This is a genomic window from Roseivirga spongicola (genome assembly GCF_034376045.1).
GTDB classification, from domain to species: Bacteria; Bacteroidota; Bacteroidia; order Cytophagales; family Cyclobacteriaceae; genus Roseivirga; species Roseivirga spongicola.
On sequence record NZ_CP139724.1, the window covers coordinates 2,245,609 to 2,265,700 of the forward strand.

General features: G+C 39.5%; 19 protein-coding genes. 5 read left to right on the forward strand and 14 right to left on the reverse strand.

Translation table 11 applies throughout. The features are described from left to right. Genes T7867_RS09850 through T7867_RS09860 form a run of 3 tightly spaced genes read right to left on the reverse strand, consistent with a single transcriptional unit; the run spans nucleotide 1 to nucleotide 3,488 of the window. Nucleotides 1-597 (reverse strand): precorrin-2 dehydrogenase/sirohydrochlorin ferrochelatase family protein, encoded by a 597-nt coding sequence (locus tag T7867_RS09850; RefSeq protein WP_273515131.1) that lies wholly within the window; start codon nucleotides 595-597, stop codon nucleotides 1-3. Nucleotide 598: 1 nt separating this feature from the next. Further along, a complete protein-coding gene (cobA, locus tag T7867_RS09855; protein ID WP_322299168.1) occupies nucleotides 599-1,357 on the reverse strand; it encodes a uroporphyrinogen-III C-methyltransferase in 759 nt (252 codons plus the stop codon). Nucleotide 1,358: 1 nt separating this feature from the next. Beyond that, nucleotides 1,359-3,488 (reverse strand): nitrite/sulfite reductase, encoded by a 2,130-nt coding sequence (locus T7867_RS09860; protein WP_322299169.1) that lies wholly within the window; start codon nucleotides 3,486-3,488, stop codon nucleotides 1,359-1,361. A gap of 280 nt (nucleotides 3,489-3,768) precedes the next feature. Between T7867_RS09860 and dnaN the strand changes: the two genes are divergently transcribed. Then, a complete protein-coding gene (dnaN, locus tag T7867_RS09865) occupies nucleotides 3,769-4,890 on the forward strand; it encodes a DNA polymerase III subunit beta (protein WP_068221080.1) in 1,122 nt (373 codons plus the stop codon). A 118-nt stretch (nucleotides 4,891-5,008) separates the two neighbouring features. On the opposite strand, the gene T7867_RS09870 is transcribed toward dnaN, so the two are convergent. Both T7867_RS09870 and T7867_RS09875 read right to left on the reverse strand, forming a co-directional pair. Beyond that, the gene (locus T7867_RS09870; RefSeq protein WP_322299170.1) at nucleotides 5,009-5,815 is read right to left on the reverse strand and encodes a GLPGLI family protein; all 807 of its coding nucleotides are present in this window, start codon (nucleotides 5,813-5,815) and stop codon (nucleotides 5,009-5,011) included. 9 nt (nucleotides 5,816-5,824) lie between these two features. Then, nucleotides 5,825-8,380: a hypothetical protein gene (locus tag T7867_RS09875; RefSeq protein ID WP_322299171.1), complete on the reverse strand. Its 2,556-nt coding sequence runs from the start codon at nucleotides 8,378-8,380 to the stop codon at nucleotides 5,825-5,827. Between the two features lie 34 nt (nucleotides 8,381-8,414). Here T7867_RS09875 and T7867_RS09880 point away from each other — a divergent pair, with 34 nt between their 5' ends. Continuing rightward, nucleotides 8,415-8,633: a hypothetical protein gene (locus T7867_RS09880; RefSeq protein WP_322299172.1), complete on the forward strand. Its 219-nt coding sequence runs from the start codon at nucleotides 8,415-8,417 to the stop codon at nucleotides 8,631-8,633. A gap of 51 nt (nucleotides 8,634-8,684) precedes the next feature. On the opposite strand, the gene T7867_RS09885 is transcribed toward T7867_RS09880, so the two are convergent. Next, a complete protein-coding gene (locus tag T7867_RS09885) occupies nucleotides 8,685-9,209 on the reverse strand; it encodes a hypothetical protein (RefSeq protein WP_322299173.1) in 525 nt (174 codons plus the stop codon). Between the two features lie 52 nt (nucleotides 9,210-9,261). Here T7867_RS09885 and T7867_RS09890 point away from each other — a divergent pair, with 52 nt between their 5' ends. The 3 genes from T7867_RS09890 (at nucleotide 9,262) to T7867_RS09900 (ending at nucleotide 11,069) form a co-directional block, all read left to right on the forward strand. After that, a complete protein-coding gene (locus T7867_RS09890) occupies nucleotides 9,262-9,681 on the forward strand; it encodes an RrF2 family transcriptional regulator (RefSeq protein ID WP_322299174.1) in 420 nt (139 codons plus the stop codon). Between the two features lie 423 nt (nucleotides 9,682-10,104). Beyond that, nucleotides 10,105-10,350, forward strand: a complete 246-nt coding sequence (locus tag T7867_RS09895; RefSeq protein WP_407691172.1) for a DUF2061 domain-containing protein — start codon at nucleotides 10,105-10,107, stop codon at nucleotides 10,348-10,350. Further along, nucleotides 10,347-11,069, forward strand: a complete 723-nt coding sequence (locus T7867_RS09900; RefSeq protein WP_273273131.1) for a phosphoadenylyl-sulfate reductase — start codon at nucleotides 10,347-10,349, stop codon at nucleotides 11,067-11,069. Before T7867_RS09895 ends, T7867_RS09900 begins: the two co-directional genes overlap by 4 nt. 10 nt (nucleotides 11,070-11,079) lie before the next feature. On the opposite strand, the gene T7867_RS09905 is transcribed toward T7867_RS09900, so the two are convergent. The 8 genes from T7867_RS09905 to T7867_RS09940 all read right to left on the reverse strand — a co-directional run bounded on the left by T7867_RS09905 (nucleotide 11,080) and on the right by T7867_RS09940 (nucleotide 19,963). Next, nucleotides 11,080-11,256, reverse strand: coding sequence for a hypothetical protein (locus tag T7867_RS09905; protein WP_322299176.1), 177 nt, complete (start codon nucleotides 11,254-11,256; stop codon nucleotides 11,080-11,082). Beyond that, nucleotides 11,256-11,960 carry a hypothetical protein gene (locus tag T7867_RS09910; protein ID WP_273273134.1) on the reverse strand — a complete coding sequence of 235 codons (705 nt, stop codon included), beginning with the start codon at nucleotides 11,958-11,960 and terminating at the stop codon, nucleotides 11,256-11,258. The genes T7867_RS09905 and T7867_RS09910 overlap by 1 nt, the downstream gene beginning before the upstream one ends. A gap of 43 nt (nucleotides 11,961-12,003) precedes the next feature. Then, nucleotides 12,004-12,738: a VIT1/CCC1 transporter family protein gene (locus T7867_RS09915; RefSeq protein ID WP_322299177.1), complete on the reverse strand. Its 735-nt coding sequence runs from the start codon at nucleotides 12,736-12,738 to the stop codon at nucleotides 12,004-12,006. A gap of 96 nt (nucleotides 12,739-12,834) precedes the next feature. Then, the gene (gene murA, locus T7867_RS09920) at nucleotides 12,835-14,142 is read right to left on the reverse strand and encodes a UDP-N-acetylglucosamine 1-carboxyvinyltransferase (RefSeq protein ID WP_288343312.1); all 1,308 of its coding nucleotides are present in this window, start codon (nucleotides 14,140-14,142) and stop codon (nucleotides 12,835-12,837) included. Further along, nucleotides 14,143-14,784: a DUF4290 domain-containing protein gene (locus T7867_RS09925; protein ID WP_068221092.1), complete on the reverse strand. Its 642-nt coding sequence runs from the start codon at nucleotides 14,782-14,784 to the stop codon at nucleotides 14,143-14,145. It lies immediately after the preceding gene. A 59-nt stretch (nucleotides 14,785-14,843) separates the two neighbouring features. Continuing rightward, on the reverse strand, nucleotides 14,844-17,108 hold the full coding sequence (locus tag T7867_RS09930) for an ATP-dependent helicase (protein WP_068221094.1): 2,265 nt from the start codon (nucleotides 17,106-17,108) through the stop codon (nucleotides 14,844-14,846). Between the two features lie 162 nt (nucleotides 17,109-17,270). After that, a complete protein-coding gene (locus T7867_RS09935; RefSeq protein WP_068221096.1) occupies nucleotides 17,271-17,909 on the reverse strand; it encodes a response regulator in 639 nt (212 codons plus the stop codon). Then, complete coding sequence (locus tag T7867_RS09940) at nucleotides 17,906-19,963, reverse strand: tetratricopeptide repeat-containing sensor histidine kinase (protein ID WP_068221099.1); 2,058 nt, start codon at nucleotides 19,961-19,963, stop codon at nucleotides 17,906-17,908. Before T7867_RS09940 ends, T7867_RS09935 begins: the two co-directional genes overlap by 4 nt. Nucleotides 19,964-20,092 lie beyond the last annotated feature (129 nt).

Genomic DNA, 20,092 nt, shown 5'->3' on the forward strand with positions numbered 1-20,092 from the left:
TTAATTCTCGTTGTCGATGGACTTTTTTGAAACCAAGCTCGAAGTTAGTTGGTTCAGCTTTTTCACTTTGTAACCGAAGTTACCTTTTAATTCATCACGAATCTCCCTCATTCGCTGTAAAAGTTCATCAATTTCATCGGGCAGTACTTCATTTAGCGTTTCCTTGAGTCTTTTGGCAATTGTTGGCGACTTTCCATTGGTTGAAATACCAATCTTTAAGTCGCCTTTGGTAACTATGCTACCAAGGTAAAAATCGCACAAGTCTGGAGTGTCAGCTACATTGACCAAGATGCCAAGACTTTTGGCTTCTTCCTGAATCCCTATGTTGGTTTCATGATCTTCCGTGGCTATTAGTGCCATCTGCATTCCCGTTAGATCTTCTGGGAAATATGCCCTCTCATAAAGAGTAACTGAAGGATGAGCCTTGACCAAGGTTTTGATCTCTTCTTTAATGGATTTTCCCACCAAAGTGACCTTGGCCTGAGGACTACTTTTCAGTAGAAAACTCAACTTTTCAAGACCTACTTCACCACCTCCGACAATAAGTGTTTCAAACTGATGAACCTTTAAGAATACGGGATAGAGCTCATTTGCCATATTAAACTGCCTGAATGTGTTTGAATTCCTCTATGTAGGCTTTGCCCAATTTTACCACTTCTCCCACTACAATAACCGCAGGTGAGGAGATGTTATGTTTCGAAGCCTGAAACTCAATGTTGGAAATGTTGCCAATCACCATTTTTTCATTCTCTAAAGTTCCATTTTGAATGATAGCCACCGGAGTGTCCTGCTTTCCATAAAAGCGGAAAGTGTTGCAGATTTCATGAAGTTTTTTGGTGCCCATTAAAATTACAATAGTGGCTGTCGATTGAGCTGCAAGAGCAATATCAGGAGTAAGTCCACCTTCCTTGGTGGTAGCAGTAACTACCCAATAGCTTTGACTGAAGCCTCTTGAGGTCATTGGTATTTGCTGAAGTGCTGGCACGGCATGAGCACTGCTAATCCCTGGTACTATTTCGCAAGGAATATCGAATTGCTTAGCGTATTCCAACTCCTCATAGCCTCTTCCGAGAATGAATGGATCCCCACCTTTCAGCCGAACCACATGCCCATTTTCCTGAGCAAAGTGAACAATGAGCTCATTGATGGTTTGCTGTGTATGACTATGCTTTCCTACTCTTTTACCCACATAGATTTTCTCCACTTTGGGTTTGGCGTAGGAGAGTAAGGCCTTGCTGGCTAAATCATCATAGAGTATGACGTCAGCACCGGCAATGGCTTTAATGCCCTTAACGGTGATTAAGTCAGGATCTCCCGGTCCAGCACCGACCAAAGTTAGTTTTGCGTTATTGTTCATCTTAAGCTTTATAAAAATCGCTGATCACTACTTTATCTTCTCCTTGGGCTGCGAGCTGTTCGCCTCTATGATTTCTGACAGTCCTTAAAAATTCGGTCGACTGATTAAAGTACTCTTGAGCAAATTCAGCCGAAGGTTCATGTTGCTGCATTCTGAGCACATAAGCTTTGAATCCTTCTGCGAAGGTGAATCTCGCATTGTTGCCAAACACTTCTTCGAAGCTTTCAAGAATACCGATTTGCGTATTGCACTTTACGTCTTCGCTTAGCAGTAAAGCCTTCGCTCCAATCACAAAAGCTGAATAGGAATTGTAGATGGCATCGGCATGAGCTGCTTCTTTCAAACCTGCTTCAGCCCACTCTAACCTTTCCTGTGCTTCATCTATTATCGTTCCGATTACATCGAGCATTACACTGGCACATTCTCCCACTCCAATTTCCGGGATGAATTTTTCTTCTTTACCCCAGTCGATGTACTCAGCTTGATCTAGTGTTTCTAGTTCGGCCAAAGGCTTCAAGAGATGGTAGAAATGCCTTTTTCCTAATCGTTGATAGAAGTCGTTGAAGTATTCGCCCCAATCAGCATTCGTTTCAAAAGCGTTTAAGAGTAAAGAAAGGGCGGTAGGAATTCTTTTTGTTGGGAGCTTGATCACCTTTTCGGCCATAAAGCCCTCTCCTGTAGGAGAAATACCACCGCCAATCACCACCTGCATGGCTGGTATCACCAAGCCATTGTGTTTAATGGAGCTGCCGTGGAAACCGATATTGGCCGCCATATGCTGCCCGCAGGCATTCATGCATCCGCTGATCTTGATCTTAATATTTGATTCATCGATAAGGTGCTTAAAATTCTTAGCTAGTAGGTTCTCCAGAGCAGTGGCTAAGCCCGTGCTATTGGTCACCGCTAAGTTGCAGGTGTCGCTACCCGGGCACGAAGTGATATCGTGGGTACTATTGAACCCTGGTTTGGCAAGATTAAGTTCGGTAAGTGACTGGAAGAAGAATGGCAGTAAATCGGGCCTTACGTACTTTAGAAGAAGGCCTTGGTTGGCAGTAACACGAATGTCATCACCCGCAAATTCCTGTACTAGAGCAGCCAGCTTTCTGGCTCTGTTAGAATCAATATCTCCTAAAGGAACTCTAAGCCAAATACCATAATACCCTTGTTGCTTTTGCTCGAAAGTATTGGTGCGTTTCCAGTTTTCAAATGCTTCCCAGTCTTCTATTTGAGTTTCTGGAATGGCCTTGATCTCAGGTATGTTGGCCTCTGTAAGGCTAAGATCGAAATCTGTAGCGGTAGCTTTTAAGGACTTCCTTTCTTCATTTATGAGCTCCATCAGTTTTTCCAAACCAATGTTCTTCAATAGAAACTTGAGCCGGGCTTTATTGCGATTTGCTCTTTCACCATATCTATCGAATACTCTGATCAGTGCTTCGGAGAAAGGAATGATTTCTTCGGCAGGTAGAAATTCATGCGCTGTTTGGGCTGTCATGGCTACTGCACCCAAGCCACCGCCAACTACTATTTTGAAGCCTTTGGTTCCATTTTCAACTTTAGGAATGAAGCCTATATCGTGGAAGTAGGTCATGGCTGTGTCCTGCTCATCGGCTGTGAAAGCGATTTTCATCTTTCTGCCCATATCTTGACAGATAGGATTTCTTAGGAAGAAATGAGTCAGTGCGTGAGCGTAAGGCGTTACATCGAATGGTTCGTTTGGGTTAACTCCCGCATCGGGAGAGGCGGTAACATTTCGGACTGTATTTCCGCAAGCTTCTCTAAGAGTAACATCGCTTTCTTCCAATTCTGCCCAAAGCGCAGGCGAATCTGCCAGCTTAACAAAATGCAATTGTATGTCTTGCCGAGTAGTTAGATGTAGGTTGCCTGTGGCATATTTGTCCGAAACATTGGCAATGGTAATGAGCTGTTGGGGCGTTACCTTTCCGTAAGGCAGCTTAATACGAATCATCTGAACACCTGTTTGCCGTTGTCCATAAACGCCTCGGGTAAGTCGGTAGAGCTTGAATTTATCTTCAGCAATTTCTCCCTGATTGAACTTTTCTATTCGTTTTTCCAGCTCTAGAATGTCTTTTTTGGCGGCCGCGCTGATGTTATTTTTATATGTCAAGCTCATGGTTAGTTGTTCTTTTCTGGTAGTACAGATGGCTTTTGATATGCAAGTTTAAATAAAAGAATATAAAGTCTACCAAAAAAGTAGGGTAATAATTCGGAGATGCTTTCTTTTGCTTTTATCTAGTATTTCAATGATCAACCTTAGTCTTTAAAAAAATATTGAGGCCAAAATGAAGTTGAGGCCAAGTAGAATGCGCCAAAATCCTTACAATTGATGGGCGATATAGATTTTATTTTTAATTTTATCCGCTTATTAAAACCACTCAAAAATTCAATCTTCTATGAAGTTTATAGTTTCTTCAGCTGAACTTTTAAAGCGCCTATCAAATATCAATGGCGTTATCACAACCAATCCGGTTGTTCCTATTCTTGAGAATTTCCTTTTCGAGATAAATGATGGCCTTTTGACCGTTACCGCTTCCGATCTTCAGACCTCTATGATTACGGAGATTGATGTAGAGGCCAAGGAAGATGGTAGTATTGCTGTGCCAGCAAGAATTTTGATGGACACACTTAAGAACTTACCTGAGCAGCCTGTTACTTTCAGCATAGACAATGAAACTTATAGCGTAGAAATAAACTCTGATAATGGTAGATATAAGCTGGCAGGTGAGAATGCAACAGACTTCCCTAAGGTGCCAGAAGTTACTGATGCATATTCTGTAGATATGTCTACAGATGTGTTGAGCAGTGCTATCAATAATACCATTTTCGCCACTTCTAATGACGAATTAAGACCAGCTATGACTGGGGTTTTCGTGAAGTTAGGAGATACAAATACAACATTTGTTGCAACGGATGGACACAGATTGGTACGTTACAGAAGAGTGGATGTAGCGACTGACTCAGGAATGTCTATCATTATTCCTCGTAAGGCCTTGAACTTGTTGAAGTCTACTTTGCCTTCGGAAAATGTGAACGTAGTAATGGAATACAATGCATCTAACGCATACTTCCATTTCAATAATATTAAAATGATTTGTCGTTTGATCGATGAGCGTTTCCCAGATTATGAAAACGTGATTCCTGCGGAGAACCCAATCGAAATGACAATTGAAAGAAGTGAGCTGTTAGGTTCATTAAAGCGTATCTCTATTTACGCGAACAAAACAACCCACCAAATCAGGTTAAAAATTACTGGTAGTGAATTAACCATCTCTGCTGAAGATCTAGATTTCTCAAATGAGGCGAAGGAAACTTTGGCATGTGAGCATGAAGGGGAGGATATTGAAATTGGTTTCAATGCTAAGTTCTTAGTAGAAATGCTTGGTAATATTCACTCTAAATCAATTACGCTTCAAATGTCTGCTCCTAATCGTGCTGGTTTGATTATTCCTGCAGAGAAGGACGAAAGCGAAGATATCTTGATGCTTGTAATGCCAGTTATGCTGAACAACTATTAATGTTTTATATAATCAAGTAAAAAGGGAGCTTCGGCTCCCTTTTTTGTTATCAGTGTAATTTTAGTATTGATGTGTTCGTCTGTCTCTAGACAGATATTCTCCATTTCAATGCCAAAACTTAGTTGTCACCTTTGCCAAATATCTCTAGAAAGTTGTCTCTCTCGCTGAATGGTTGAACTCTGACATTGAACTTTTGAGCTGTAACCTTAAGCCGATTGTCTGTTGTTTCAATTTCGGTTCTCTGTTCTTTTATATAGTCATTTAAAGAGATGAATTTCGCCTTTCCTGATATCATCTCTTCTTCATTCTTGGGTAAATGAATGCTGCTGTCGGGGTATTTAATTTGTTTAAACTTGGCTGCGAAAAAACCATCCTTGGTTTCTGCTTCTAAAATAAGCCCAGGTAGGCCCTGAAGCTTCCATGGTCCATACGGCAATGGAATTTCTTCAGTATACCAACATATGTAAGTTCTCCCTCGAAACTCCGTGGTGGCTTTCTTGCATAGAAATTTGCCAATTGTTTTTTGTTCTTTCTCAAAGGTCCATTTGAAGTTCGGTACACTTTCAACCACATAAAGTGTTGGAGAGACTAAAGAGAATGCATTAGAGAAATACATTGTGCTGGTTTGGCTATTGAAGAAAACTTCTAGCCCTTTTTCCCATGTTTTTTCAATGTTTTGAAAGTCAGCAACTTCTACGACAGCGTTATCGTTGGAAGTCTCTCCTTTATTCGTGCCCGACATCCCCAAGGAGTGTTTAGCAGTAACAAAATGAGATTTAGATTTATCAAATGCCAAATAGGCGTTATATACCACCCCGTAATGATTGTCTACATGGTCATAGTAGATCACTCCTTGGCTTTGATTTTGGGACTTTGCCAGGTGAATTGTGAGGAACAGTAGCGTTAATGTTAGAAAAGTTTTCATAGCGTTTATTTAGAAGGTGTAATTTATTTGAAATAGAATATATCGTGGAACCAGTGGGATTGATGAGAATGAATAGAAGAATGAGTTCCTTGCCTGAAAGGAAAACTCATCTTCATTTAGAATATTATTCAAGTATAGACCGTACGAGATCCTTTTGTTTTCTGGAGTGTACTCTATACTCGAATTAAATATTTTATAAATAGTGTCACTCACTTCATAGATTCCACCATTTAGGTTAAGAGCAACATCTTCCAATATTTCCCAATCTAGGTCTACGCTTAGGTTTTTAGTGTCGAAAACAGAGGATTTGTTTCCGAATTTTTGGACGCTTTTCTGATAGCCAGAAGTCAGGCTGAAGTTGAAGGTTTTGGAGAAATAAGAACTAATCTCTAGTCTGTAATCACTGGAATAAATGCGGTTAAGTTCTCCAGGATCATTAGAGAGAGGTGTTCGGAAAAAGGTATGAGAAGTCTCTATATTAAACACCAAATTGTTAATTAAGATAACCAGTTGTTCCTTAAGCAGATCATCAGTTCCTTCCCTGAATATTTGAATGCCATTGTTAAAATTGATGTTGTCTGTCGCTGTGAATTCTTGCAAGAGAGTGGATTTGGATCTTCTGTGAGTAAAGGATATCTCATTGTTGAAGGTGCTGCGCTTGTTTTGGTTTGTAAGTGAAGTTTTGAATTGTTCGTAGTCGAGAGGGGAGAAGAAAAGTCCACCACGTTTAAATGAGTTGTTGTTTACCAAATAGTATCGTTCAAGAAAAAATTCATTTTTTGGCAGTTCTTGGTTTCTCGAATAACTCATTTGAAGGTTCCCAAAGAATTTGATGTAGAGTTCAGCTCGGTAGTTAAATAATAGGTCATTCCAGTTTTGAAAGCTGGCATATGTGCTCTGGATTGACGAATTGAGTTCGATGCTATTTGTAATGTCATAAACCAAAGTTGGAGATAGGCCGATTTGGGTTCTTCTAAAAGTTTGTTCGTTTTGATAGGTGTTTGGGTCGGGTTCGAAATCGATAAGGATTTCTTGATGACTTTTATCAAAATTGAGGCCTAACCGGGTTTTTACTCTATCACTGATAAAGTGGTCAATCTTCGATTTAAGGGTTATGTATTGAAAATCGTTGTTTACTTTTTGAGTTATTAAGGATTCATCGTTCAGGAAGTTTCTAAGATCATCAGAGGCTACGTCTGCCGTTTCATTTAAAAATGAGGCTCCAATGGCTAGTTCATTGTCAAGGACTAAACCGTTTTTTAACTGGTTGGTAAATTGAAACTGGTTACTTAAGGAAACATCGTTGTTTTTGGTACGGTCTTCTGTTCTATTGGAACTGAAAAGAGAGTTAGATGAATAGTCGCCAGATCCATAGGTGTAGTTGAATTTGTTTGTGTAGTATTTGTTGTCCAGATGTGAGTTTTTTAACTCCACTTCACCTGAAAGAAGTAGGTTTTTGTTGAGGTAGTTATTGGTTTCGCTGAATGATTCCTGATCGTCAAAGAAAAACTCGAGACTACGAAAGGACTCCTGCTTTTGAATGTCTCTTCCAAGAAAATGTGTGATGCGAAAATCAGTATTTTTTATCTTCTTATTTAAGAGGAAGGTGTTGCCAAGAGCCTTGTTATTATTAGTGAGTTCTACAGGTAGAGGTATGTCTAATGATTTGGCGCTGTATAGCGGCTTATCTATTATAGAATTGTCTGAGTAGTTGACATTGAATGGAATAGCTTTGGCTCCGAGGGTTGAATATTTAAAAGCATCGAGAAGTTTTATTTTCTTTTTTAAGAGTCCGATGTTGGCGGCTTGCTTCACCTCATTATCTCCACTTCCCATTCCAAATGCACTGGCTAAGTTGCCAAACCATACATTTTGAAATTCCTCTTTAATCTTAAGATTGAGGGCGATTTTGTCTGAGCGTTGTGAGTTTTTTAATACCGTGTTTTCCTCAAAATTTTTTAAAAGCTCAACGTCATCTATCACTTCGGATCTGAGGTTTTTAGAAATGAACGTGTATTGACGATTAGCCAAATCTTCACCATCAATCAATATCTTCTCAATTTCCCGATTCCAATATTTTATTCGCCCATCTTTATCTACACTAATACCAGGAATTTTTTTCAATGATTCTTCCAGGCTTTCCAATTTTTGGATGTTATATTTTTGAAAATTCAGGCTTGTAGTATCATTATTTATCGAGGTGGTTTCTACAACAAATTCGTCTAGTTCGTTGTTTTCAAAGCCCATAAAAATTAGAATCGGACTAGTGGGTATTGTGTTAACAATTATTACTGTGTCTTTATAAAAAAAAGATGATGCCTTAATTCTTATTGGCCATGAGTATAAGGTTGTATCAATTTTTAGGTGAAACTCACCTTCGGCTCCTGAAAACTGATAGTGGATCATGGTGTCCTTTTCTACTACGGAGACCAAAACTCCAGGGATTGGTTCATTGGCCTCATCAAATACACCACCCTCTAATATCACCTCCTGAGAAATTCCAAATTGCCTAATAAAAAAAAGTAATATTAGTAGGAATAAAATGGATTTATAAGTAAAATTCATGATCAATTATTCACAACATAAATATAAAATTATTATGAAAAAAGCAGTTTTAGCTTCAGTTTTTGTTTTTTCATCCTTTTTTGCTTTGAAAGCAGGAAGTGTAAATTCAGATATGGAGGAAGTTGATTTTAACAGGTACATTGGAGTCTGCTTAGACGGATATCGATTCGAGTTTGAGGCAGATAATTATGCAGATGCTCAGGCCTTCGTTAACTCTTATTGTGCTCAAAGAAGAGAGCAAACACAAAATTAGTATTCTAAAAGTGTTTTGCGATAATTAAATTTAGGAGCTTCGGCTCCTTTTTTATTGGCCATAGATCATGTCGAATCTGCCATTACCGATATTAACGGTGGCTTCTCCAGCTTTGTGAATCTGGAATTCGAAGGTTCCAGAAACAATCTTGTTAGATCTATCTAGCTTAAAAATAGTAAGTGTTCCGTTGAAAGTTACATTCGGATCGTCACCGCTAAAGTATTGGTCTAATTTGTCATCGGCCCAGCTGAGCAGCCTGTCAAGATATAAGCTTTTGTTGAATACGTAGTCGCCTTCAGCAATAGGCTCATTGCTGATTTGAATGATCAGGTGCTGATCAATTTCTTTAGAGCGGTAATTGCCGGATATCGAGATATATTCCGAATTGAGGTAGTGAGATCTCATTCTAAAGCTGTTTCGGATTTCCCATACTTTTCTGTTTACAAGTGCTCCAAAAGTATTGGCTCCGTTGGTAGTAGTCTCCGGTAGCTCTGGTTTTGGGTTAAGCGTCTCAAAGAGACTACAGCCCACCAAAAGCAAGCTCAAGAATAAGATTGAAACGTGTGTTTTTACCATTGAGTAAAAATAGACATTTTGCAGACACAATCATTTTTCTCGATTATTGTAGATGCTTTCAAAGAAGACCCAATATGCCTTTCACGCACTAACTTATCTTGCCGAAAACCAGGAGAAAGGTCCAATACTGATTTCTGAGATTTCTCAAGAGAGACAGATTTCGTTGAAGTTTTTGGAAAATATTCTACTGGAGTTAAAAAAGGCCGGAGTTTTAGGTAGTAAAAAAGGAAAGGGTGGAGGCTATTATCTCATTAAGCCTCCAGAAGAAGTTAAGTTGGCTAAGGTTATTCGTATGCTCGATGGCCCAATTGCACTGCTGCCTTGTGTAAGCTTAAACTATTATGAGAAGTGTGAGAACTGCCAAGAAGAGATTTGTGGACTTAATCACGTTATGGCGGAGGTTCGAGACAATACATTGAAGGTATTGGAAAATAAGACTTTAGCCGATGTGCTAAGAAGTTCTGCTTCTTAAATCTCAATGAACTAAGAATGGAATTCCACCTATTAGGTTGAGCAAGAGTTAAGTTTTTGCCACAATCGGTGTCTTTACTGGTTGACTCTCGAGTATTAGTTTAAGACTGTCATAGTCACGGTGAGGACACAATGACTGGCAAGCAATCTCAAGTTTCTGATAGATCTTTTGCTACAATCGATGTCTTCACTGGTTGACATCTGGAGATCACTAACAGGAGAAGCTCATGGAGAGGGGCCATAACTGGCGGCAGAGAAGCTCTGTTTCTTAAGTCTCAAACATCACAGAGTCATATTCTAATCGTTTTATTGAACGAATATTTAAGTTTTCTGAACCGCTCAGAAATTTTCTGGGTTAAAAGTCTACTAAAATGGTAGGGAATATATAGATTTGTCGAATCGAATCTATTTAAGACTAGAGAATATGTTGGTAGATACGCTTGTTAATGGAAAGATTGAGGAGAGCCGAAAGGCTGATAGTAACCTCAAAAGCTTACTGAAAACTGTAAGCTGGAGGGTTGTAGGTACCATAGACACCATGGTGATATCATATATTATTACGGGAAATTTTGCCACTGCTTTTTCAATCGGTTCGGTTGAAGTAGTCACTAAAATGATTCTCTATTACCTACATGAGCGAGTTTGGGCTACAATAAAAGTTAGAAAATGAGTGAAGCAATAATCAACCAGTTAATTGAGGAAATAGAAGGGAAGTCTTTGGCGGAGTCGTTGAGCATTGTTGCTAACGCTTTTCCTGGTAAGGTTAGGTTTTCTTCTGCTTTTGGTCAGGAAGACCAAGTAGTTGCCGATGCAATCTTTAGGAACGATGTCGATATAGAGGTGTTTACACTCGACACTGGCAGGTTGTTTAAGGAGGCTTATGAACTGATAGATCAGACTCGTTCCAGATATAAAAAGCCAATTAAGGTTTATTACCCTAAAGCGGAGCGAGTGGAGACTATGGTGAATAAAAAAGGTATGCACAGCTTTTACGAGTCTGTAGAGAACCGTAAGGAATGTTGCTTTATTCGTAAGGTTGAACCATTAAAACGAGCTTTGGTAGGCGCTAAAGTTTGGGTGACGGGCTTACGGTCAGATCAGTCTGAGAATAGGCAGGGCTTTGATCTTTTGGAGTGGGATGGAGCTAATCAGGTCATCAAATTCAATCCAATTCTTCGTTGGTCTTATGAAGAAATGATCGATTACCTCAAACAATACAAAGTGCCTTACAACAAGTTGCATGACAAAGGATATATCAGCATAGGTTGTGCACCATGTACTCGCGCCATTGAGCCAGGAGAACACCCAAGAGCCGGCAGATGGTATTGGGAGACCTCCCAAAAAGAGTGTGGGCTACATCAGGTAAATAAAGCGACTGCTAGCATCTAAACTTTGTTTGCTACCAGCCAATCAATAGAAGAATTCCAGCTGAAGCCAAGAAAAGCCCTCCAGAAAATGTTTCTATACGATGTGATGCTTCGTGTTTGTCCTTAGGGTTTTTCTCCTTCGGTAAAATTGCTCGGTATATAAATATAATGCCCAATGGAATAAGAAGAGCTCCTATTAATTGTCGCATTAGTTTAGCTTCTCCTCAATCATTTCATCCAAATCTAGAGCCAGCTCAAAGGTGTCTTCAAACAATCGGTTGAGCTCTTGTTCATTGGCTAGTAGGTTAACTACTAAGTTTTTGAATTCTACACTCTTAATCTTCTCGTAAGAGATGATTTTTTCTTCCCCGAAGTCTACGTCCGACACCAAAAATTCTGAGTAGTACTTCTCCTTCATCCTTACATAGTAATCTACCACGTCTCTTAATTCCAAATACTTGCTCTTGAGCGTGATTAGTTCACTTTTTACGTCAGAATTTCTATTCGTGTAATTAGTATTTAAGTAGAAGTTGATGGCTTCTAGCTGAATGATAGGTTTGTAAGTTCTGTTGATGTTAAAGAGATAAGTTCCAATGTTGTCGTCTTCTAGCAGGCCACCTGAAAATAGTATTCTGGCTAATTCTCGAGTATCTTCTTGCAGTTCATTCCGGCTTGGAACAATGCTGTAGAAGTTCTCCATATTGGTTTCGTTTTCTCGGTAAACCTTTCTTAAAGCAGCTTTTTCTAGTTGAAGATCTTTCTGACCCTCGTAATAAACATTGAGCTGATAGGCTACGCTGATACCAAAGATGATCAGCAAAACTTCCATAAAATATGTAAAGAAGTCTCTTCTCCTTAACTTTTTTGAAGCGGCTGATTTCTTAAGCCTCCTCGAAGTACCTATTTTGACCATTACTTGCTGTTCCTGAAATTGACCTTACCATTTTATTAGCTTCTCAAGCTATCATTTTTTCAAGAAAGTCGCCCACGAAATAAGCTAATACTGCTGCTGAACCTCCAAGAAAAAGTGTTTCCAAAGTGCTTCTGAGCTTGTTGGCCTGAGTTACGTAGCTTTTGGCAAAGCCTATTCCTGCAAATGTTACAAAAGTAAGAACCGATGAATAAAGAAATAGATCGCCAGAAATGCTTGAGCTCGTGTAGTCTATGACATATACAATCAGAGGTATAAAGCCTAGACTAAGGAATGAAATGAAGGTAACAAAGCCCATTTGAAATGGAGATTTGGATTCTTCGGTCATGTTAAGTTCTTCCTTCATCATTACATCTACCCAGCGATCCTTATTCTCAGTGATTTTGTCTACTACTTGTTCTAGAAGCTCACCTTCAAAACCCTTAGCAGCATATATTTCCCTAATCTCGTCTCTTTCCTTTTCAGGCAGATTGTCTACCTCCCAATATTCAATGGCTTTATGTTTTTGGTAATTCTCTTGTTCTGACTTGGTAGAAAGGTAACTGCCCACAGACATGGCAAAGCCATCGGCAAACAGGTTCGCGAAGCCAAGAATTAACACAACTGCACTATCCAGCTGTGCGCCAGCAGCTCCAGCTACTACAGCAAAGGTGGTAACGGAGCCATCAATGCCGCCATAAATGAACTCTCCAATGTAATCTTGAAAGCGAGAGAACCACTTATTCTCTCCATGTAGTTTGGGTTCTAGATGCTTAGCCATAACCAATTTTGTAGTAAGACTTGTACTAATATAGTCTGAATGCTTGGCTAAGTAGAGTGAAAAATAAAAAAGCCTGACGGGTGTCAGGCTTATAAACTAATCCATTCTTTCGATTTTAGCCCCAAGGGCTTTTAATCGGGTGTCAATATGTTGGTAGCCTCTATCTATTTGTTCTACATTGTCAATAATAGATCGGCCTTCTGCAGAAAGTGCGGCAATCAATAGGGCTTGTCCGGCACGAATGTCTGGCGATGTCATTCGAATTCCCTTAAGTTTCTGCTGTCTATTCAAGCCAATAACTGTAGCTCTGTGCGGATCGCAAAGGATTATTTGAGCGCCCATGTCAATCAGTTTATCTACAAAGAACAGGCGGCTTTCAAACATCTTTTGGTGGACTAATACTGTTCCTTTGGCCTGAGTTGCCACCACTAGCACAATACTAAGAAGGTCAGGGGTAAGGCCAGGCCAAATAGCATCAGCGATAGTCATAATTGAACCATCAATAAAGGTCTCAATTTCGTATCGATCTTGAGAAGGAATGAAGATGTCATCACCTCTGAACTCCATTTCGATTCCTAGTCTCTTGAAGGTATCAGGAATTACACCAAGCTCAGGAATCTTACAGTCTTTGATAGTAATTTCAGACTGAGTCATAGCTGCCATGCCTATAAAAGAACCAATTTCAATCATATCAGGCAGCATTGTATGCTCTGTACCACCTAGTGAGTCTACTCCCTCGATATGAAGGAGGTTAGAGCCAATTCCAGTGATTTTGGCTCCCATGCGGTTGAGCATTTTACTCAACTGTTGAAGATATGGCTCACAGGCAGCATTGTAAATGGTGGTTTTTCCTTTGGCCATGGCTGCTGCCATTAAGATGTTGGCAGTTCCAGTTACGGAAGCCTCGTCAAGCAGCATGTATGTTCCTTTCAGCTGACTAGCATCGATATGGTACATGCCTGTCTCTGCCTCATAAAGGAATCTGGCTCCAAGTTTTTGAAAGCCAATGAAGTGAGTGTCTAGCCTTCTTCTACCAATTTTGTCTCCTCCGGGCTTAGAAATCTTTCCTTTGCCAAAACGAGCCAAAAGCGGACCTAAAATCATTATTGAACCTCTGAGAGATGAAGCTTTCTTTCTGAAGTCCTCTGTTTCTAGGTAGTCGATGTCTACATTTTTAGCACAGAAGCGATAGCTCTCATTGCCAAGATATTTAACATCTACACCCATTTCTGCCAAAAGCTCAATCAGCTTGTTAACATCACGAATGTCTGGGACTTTGTTAATTGTAACAGGTTCTGCGGTAAGCAAAACTGCACATAGAATTTGTAAAGCTTCGTTTTTGGCACCTTGTGGAATAATTTCTCCTGAAAGGCGGGTGCCACCTTCAATAATGAAAGAGGACATTTAGTTTCTGCGTCTTTTGTTGTTGTTTCTTCTTCGGTTATTGTCGCGGTTATTGTTCCTGTTAGAACGATGCGATTCCTTAACGTTATTGTTAAAGAGACCGAATTCTTTCACTTTCTCAATGTCAATATCTAGCTGCCCCTTAGATAGCTCCTTAATGTGCTTTAAGATGATTTCATCATCGATATTGTCTTTGTTCCAAGTATTGTAGAAAGACTTCATCAGTCTGCCAATGTGAATAATGGCAGACTCTCTAGTTTCTGCGTCTTCCATGGCAATGGCTTGCTCAATCATTATTTCTACGCTACGGCCGTAGTGCATGTACTTAATGTTTGAGCTTTTGTAATTAACCCTTTGTGGTTTTTTGCCAATAGCTTCTTTGTCAGGCATTGGAAAAGGCGCTTCAACTTCTAGTTCAAAGTTGGAGATCAAATACAAGTCGTCCCATACTTTCTGATCGTAATCCTGATTGCCTTTGATGTTGGTGTTGATCTGCTTCATCAGATCTGTCAAGGTTTCTGCGTAAGCGCTTCTTTTTTCCTTGTCTTCTATCGTTTTTATATGATTAACCAACTTTTGGATGTTGCGACCATACTCTAACAATTTCACTTCAGATCGCTCCGTATTATATTCTAATCCCATTGATTTTTAGTCTTGGTTCAAATTACTAATTATTATTGAAAAGCTAGTTTTAAGCTTATCTATTCTACTATTCTAAGCTTTGCAAAGGCCAGCAAGAGCGTTTTTTCGCCAAAGTCTTCAAATATGACTATTGCCTTTTTGTTGGCGCCTTCGGTGTCTAGTTTTCGTACTTTTCCGAAGCCGAATTTCGGATGTTCTACCTTCATGCCTTCTCCAAGCTTCGATGTGTCGCTAGGCTTAAAATCTACCGAAGGTTTATGGTATTGAAGCGGCTTTTTGGCTACTGGTTTTTTATTGCTCATCAAGTTTCTTGCAAAGCTTGAAGAAAAACCCGGTGGCTGTTCGCTCTTACCCAACTTAGGTTCTCTGCTTCCAAAGCGTGTGTTCACAAAGATATAATTGGGGTCTACTTCTTCAATAAAACGGCTTGGTTCACAATTAATGAGCCTACCAAACCTGTAACGCGAAAGGGCATAAGAAAAGTACAGGTTGTCTTGAGCCCGCGTAATGGCCACATAAAAAAGCCTGCGTTCTTCTTCTAAGTCGGCTCTACTGCTCAACATCATTTGAGAAGGGAAGAGGTCTTCTTCCAAACCAACGATGAATACGTTTTTAAACTCTAGTCCCTTCGATGCATGAATTGTCATTAAAGAAACGAAGTCATTGTCTGTAGGGTCTTCATTGTCTGCATCCGTCAATAGAGCAATGTCTTGAAGAAATGCGCCCAAGGTTTTGTCTTCTACTTCAGGCGTTTCTACGAACTCCTTCATGGCATTCAGGAGTTCCTGAACGTTTTCGTAGCGGTTAAGTCCTTCAACCGTTTTGTCATCGTAAAGCTCTTTAAGCAAGCCCGAAGCTTTGGCTATATGACTTGCCGCTTCAAAAGCATCTTTAGAGTCTACATAGATTTTGAAACTTTTAACCAAGGTAACAAAGTCTCTAACGGCATTGGCGGCTCTTCCCGGAAGGAACATGTCTATGTTGGTCAGCACTTCCCAGAGCGGAATGTCATGCTCAAAAGCCGCAACCACCATTTTTTCAACCGAGGTAGGTCCAATGCCTCGTTTCGGTAGGTTGATGATTCTTCTGAAAGATTGCTCATCGTTGGTATTGATGGCGAACCTCAAATAGCCCATCAGGTCTTTGATTTCCTTTCTTTGATAGAAGGAAAGACCACCATAGATTTTGTAAGGAATACCGCTTTTTCTAAGCGCTTCTTCTATAGCCCTCGACTGGCTGTTCGTTCTATAGAGAATAGCGAAGTCCTTATTTTCGTAATTGTTTTGTGCTTTTTGTTCGAAAATGGTTGAAGAAACAAATCGCCCTTCTTCATTGTCTGAGATAGACTTGATGAGTTCTATTCGGTTGCCATCATTATTGGCTGTCCAAACAGACTTTTTAAGCTGCCCTTTGTTTTGAGCGATCAGTGAGTTGGCCGCTTCAACAATGTTTTTAGTAGAGCGATAATTCTGCTCTAGCTTAATGACCTTAAGGTCTGGAAAGTCTTTCTCAAAGTTGAGGATGTTCTCAATATTAGCACCACGGAAGGCATAAATAGACTGGGCATCGTCACCTACTACCGCAATATTCTGACTTACGGCAGAGAGTTTCTTGGTAATGAGGTACTGCGAAACATTGGTGTCCTGAAACTCATCGACCAATACATATTTAAATCTGTGTTGATACTTGTGCAGCACATCTAAATGATCTCTAAAAAGTATGTTGGTGTTCAGCAGAAGGTCATCAAAATCCATAGCGTCTGCTTTGAAGCAGCGTTGGCAATAGGTTTTGTAGATTCTACCCATTTCTGGCTTTTGAGCTGCAGCATCATCTGCCGCGTAAAGCGGATTGTTGATGTACTCAGACCATTCTACCAGTCGGTTTTTAGCTCCCGAAATACGGTTGAGCACTACGTTTGGTTTGTAAACCTTATCATCTAGCCCAAACTCCTTAACGATAGTTTTAATGAGCGATTTAGAATCGTCACTATCATAAATGGTGAAGTTGCTCGGGTAACCCAATCGATCTGCTTCGGCTCTCAGAATTCTGGCGAATACGGAGTGGAAGGTGCCCATCCAAAGATTGCGGGCATTCAGGCCTGCCACTTTTTCAATACGCTCGCGCATTTCTCTTGCAGCCTTATTGGTAAAGGTCAGTGATAGTATGTTGAAAGGATCAACACCTTTTTCCTTTATCAAGTAAGCGATGCGGTAGGTGAGTACCCGAGTTTTACCAGATCCTGCTCCAGCAATAATCATGGCTGGGCCTTCGGTGTTTACTACACCTTCGTATTGTGGTTCATTAAGGGTTGAGAGAAAATCCATTCAGCACAAGAAGCTTCTATCGAGAAATAAATCAGCTTTATCATTATTGTGAATCGCTGATTTCTAAGACCCTGCAAGTTAAGACTTGAATCTAATTTTTGGTAATCAAAGTTTGGAAGTATTGTCAATAACCATCAATACAAGTGAGACTGCTTTTGCTAATTAATCGATTAGACCTTCTTGCATGGCAATTCTAACCATTCCAGCAACATTGTTAACGCCTAGTTTTGACATGATTGATTTTCTGTGAGTTTCTGTTGTTCTCCGTGCTATAAAGAGTTTTTCGGAGATTTCGTTGGTTGAAAGGCCTTGAACCACAAGGTTTAAAATTTCCAATTCGCGTTCTGTTAAGAGCTGGATTTTCTTCAGACTGCTTGATTTCACCTCTTTTCCATTTTCAATAAGAGCTTCCATTGCTTTTGGAGTATAATAGGTGTGCGATTTACTGACAGTTTTTATGCTGTGTAGGAATTCTTCAGAATCTGCATTTTTAAGTATGTAGCCCTCAACTCCAAGTTTTAAGGCCTTTTTTACTGTATTTCTATCCAAGTGCATGGTGAGTAATATGCAATTGGGTTTAGCATTAGCAGTTATAAGTTTTTCTACAAGCTCGAGTCCGTTTATTCCAGGCATATCAAGGTCGGTTATAAGCAGATCTGGTTTTAGAACTTTTGTTTTGGTAAGACCTTCATTCGAATTGCTATATATGCCTATCAGTTCAAAACCCTCAAGTTGATTTATTAGTCTGCTAATGCCTTCGGCAACTAATTCGTGATCATCAATTATTATTACTTTGGTCATTTATCTACAGGTATACTAACAAAAACGGTGGTACCTTGGCTTGTTTCAAAATTTACTTTGCCATTTACAATTGTGAGTCGGCTCTTTATGTTTTGCAGGCCATGTCCTTTTGGTTTGTCATGTTTTAATCCATCACCATTATCTTCTACCAAAAGAGTAAGCTGATTGCCTGTTTTATAAAGCTGAACATTTACTAATGTAGCATTTGAGTGTTTTAGAACATTGTTTATAAGCTCTTGTAAAATACGATAGATAGTGATTTCGATACGTTCTCCGAATCTGCTGTAGATATTTTTGTATTCAAATTCATATTCGATTTCAGAATACGTAAAAGAGTTTTTGAGTAGGTCATCTATCGCTTCAATCAAACCATGATCCACAAGAGCTCTTGGCATCATTTGGTGTGAAATAGTGCGTACCTCTTCAGCAGACCTGGTAAGCAGATCGTTGAGTTGCGCTATTTGGGGTTTTGCTGAGTCCTCTACTTTGCCCATGATATCGGACATCGCCAATTTAATGGCGGAGAGCTGCTGTCCGACTCCATCATGTAAATCTTTGCTAATGCGACTGCGTTCTGTTTCTGTAGCCACCAAGACATTTTGAAGGCCTTCTTCTCGTTCTTTAGCAAGTTGCTCATTATGCCTAATCTGTTTTCTTTTTTGTAGAAAATAGAACCAAACCCCTGCAATTATTAATGTCGTGGTTGCTATAAAGACTATTGTTCGTCTTTTTACTTTTTGGGAATTGATTTCTGCGTTAAGTTTAGTTTCACTCAGTTGGCGCTCAAATTCGAGGCTATCTGCCAGGTAATTCATTCTTTGATTAGCTTCTAGCCAAGCTATTTTTCTAGTATTATCTAAGTTAAGTAGGGAGTCTTCCGCATTTTTGAATTTTCTATGATAGGTCAGAGCTTTTTTATAGTCATTTTGGGCAAGGTACACTTGAAATAAACCTTTTGAGCTTTCAATTATGTCTTCTTGGTAATTGTTTGCAATGGCGTAATTGTAGCTTTCTTTAAAGTATGCTTCGGACTGTTCTAAACGACCTTTCCTTAGGTAGATTTCTCCGAGTGCTGATTTGGCTGGCGAATAGTAGAACTTTGAATTACAGTTCTCCATAGTCGAAAGTTCTTTATTTAAGTAGTACTCTGCTGAGTCTAATTGTTCCAAGCCAAGATGTATTCTCCCAAGCAAGGCAGAGTTTCCGGAATTACACAGGTCATCCATATTAAACTCTAACTTGGCACTCTTTGTGGCATAAATTAGAGCCGAGTCTAGCCTATTCTGAATTTGATAAAGAGAAGCAATATTATGGAGTGTGCCTCTTATGTAAGTTGTGTCATTCTGCAGAATGAAATACTGAAGTACCTCTTTGTAACTATCCATTGACTTCCCATATTCTCCAATTTTTTTATAAAGAACTCCAAGGTTGTACTCTAACTCTTGTAGACTTTTATGGTCATTAGATTCTCGATAAATCTTTTGAGCGGCTAAATAGGATTGAATTGACTCTATAAAATCACCTTGATTACTGTAGGTGTTTCCTAGATTTTCTAGAATGAAAGATTCATAACCTTTATTCTTAAGTACAATGCTAGCTTCAAGCGCAGAGTTTAGATATACTATGGAACTATCGCCCAAACCCATTTTACGGTATAGCACTCCAATCTCATTACCAAAAATCACTTGGTATTTTAAGTTGCTAAACTTCAAGGCGTAGTCAAAACCTTCACGAGCTATTTCAAGGTGGCGAGGTAGTTTCTCCAAATAGATTAAGGGTTGAATAACATTGAAGTAGCCTGAAAGGATATTGAAAGAGTCTTCTCTAGCAAGACTAATTTGAAGGTGCTTTTCATAAGTTTCTAATGCCTTTAGATCATTTTCCTGATTAAAGTACTCATCTCCAAGAGCCTTGTAAATCATCATTAATTCAGAAGAGTCTGAAGCGGTTTCTAGTTTGGTAGTCAGGCTGTCTATAGCCCCTTGGCCAAAAGCTGAAAAGCTGAAAATGCTTAAACATAAAGTCAGACACGACCATCTACGTATTTTCCACATACAAATACCAAATTACCACGAGAGGGAGTCAGGAGTGTAAGCGTGAACTTTGGGATATCAATAATTCTCAAAGTCATGCATCTATTTATAATGCCTATTTTTTATCAAGAAACTCTAGTACAGTTTCTG

Bases quoted from the DNA above. Each gene is read 5' to 3' on its own strand.
- dnaN (WP_068221080.1), top strand. From the start codon at position 3,769: ATGAAGTTTATAGTTTCTTCAGCTGAACTTTTAAAGCGCCTATCAAAT.
- T7867_RS09910 (WP_273273134.1), bottom strand. From the start codon at position 11,960: ATGGTCAAAATAGGTACTTCGAGGAGGCTTAAGAAATCAGCCGCTTCA.
- T7867_RS09870 (WP_322299170.1), bottom strand. From the start codon at position 5,815: ATGAAAACTTTTCTAACATTAACGCTACTGTTCCTCACAATTCACCTG.
- T7867_RS09905 (WP_322299176.1), bottom strand. From the start codon at position 11,256: ATGCGACAATTAATAGGAGCTCTTCTTATTCCATTGGGCATTATATTT.
- T7867_RS09880 (WP_322299172.1), top strand. From the start codon at position 8,415: ATGAAAAAAGCAGTTTTAGCTTCAGTTTTTGTTTTTTCATCCTTTTTT.
- T7867_RS09895 (WP_407691172.1), top strand. From the start codon at position 10,105: ATGTTGGTAGATACGCTTGTTAATGGAAAGATTGAGGAGAGCCGAAAG.
- T7867_RS09930 (WP_068221094.1), bottom strand. From the start codon at position 17,108: ATGGATTTTCTCTCAACCCTTAATGAACCACAATACGAAGGTGTAGTA.
- T7867_RS09860 (WP_322299169.1), bottom strand. From the start codon at position 3,488: ATGAGCTTGACATATAAAAATAACATCAGCGCGGCCGCCAAAAAAGAC.
- T7867_RS09925 (WP_068221092.1), bottom strand. From the start codon at position 14,784: ATGGGATTAGAATATAATACGGAGCGATCTGAAGTGAAATTGTTAGAG.
- T7867_RS09875 (WP_322299171.1), bottom strand. From the start codon at position 8,380: ATGAATTTTACTTATAAATCCATTTTATTCCTACTAATATTACTTTTT.
- T7867_RS09885 (WP_322299173.1), bottom strand. From the start codon at position 9,209: ATGGTAAAAACACACGTTTCAATCTTATTCTTGAGCTTGCTTTTGGTG.
- T7867_RS09850 (WP_273515131.1), bottom strand. From the start codon at position 597: ATGGCAAATGAGCTCTATCCCGTATTCTTAAAGGTTCATCAGTTTGAA.
- murA (WP_288343312.1), bottom strand. From the start codon at position 14,142: ATGTCCTCTTTCATTATTGAAGGTGGCACCCGCCTTTCAGGAGAAATT.
- T7867_RS09935 (WP_068221096.1), bottom strand. From the start codon at position 17,909: ATGACCAAAGTAATAATAATTGATGATCACGAATTAGTTGCCGAAGGC.
- T7867_RS09890 (WP_322299174.1), top strand. From the start codon at position 9,262: ATGCTTTCAAAGAAGACCCAATATGCCTTTCACGCACTAACTTATCTT.
- T7867_RS09900 (WP_273273131.1), top strand. From the start codon at position 10,347: ATGAGTGAAGCAATAATCAACCAGTTAATTGAGGAAATAGAAGGGAAG.
- cobA (WP_322299168.1), bottom strand. From the start codon at position 1,357: ATGAACAATAACGCAAAACTAACTTTGGTCGGTGCTGGACCGGGAGAT.
- T7867_RS09915 (WP_322299177.1), bottom strand. From the start codon at position 12,738: ATGGCTAAGCATCTAGAACCCAAACTACATGGAGAGAATAAGTGGTTC.
- T7867_RS09940 (WP_068221099.1), bottom strand. From the start codon at position 19,963: ATGTGGAAAATACGTAGATGGTCGTGTCTGACTTTATGTTTAAGCATT.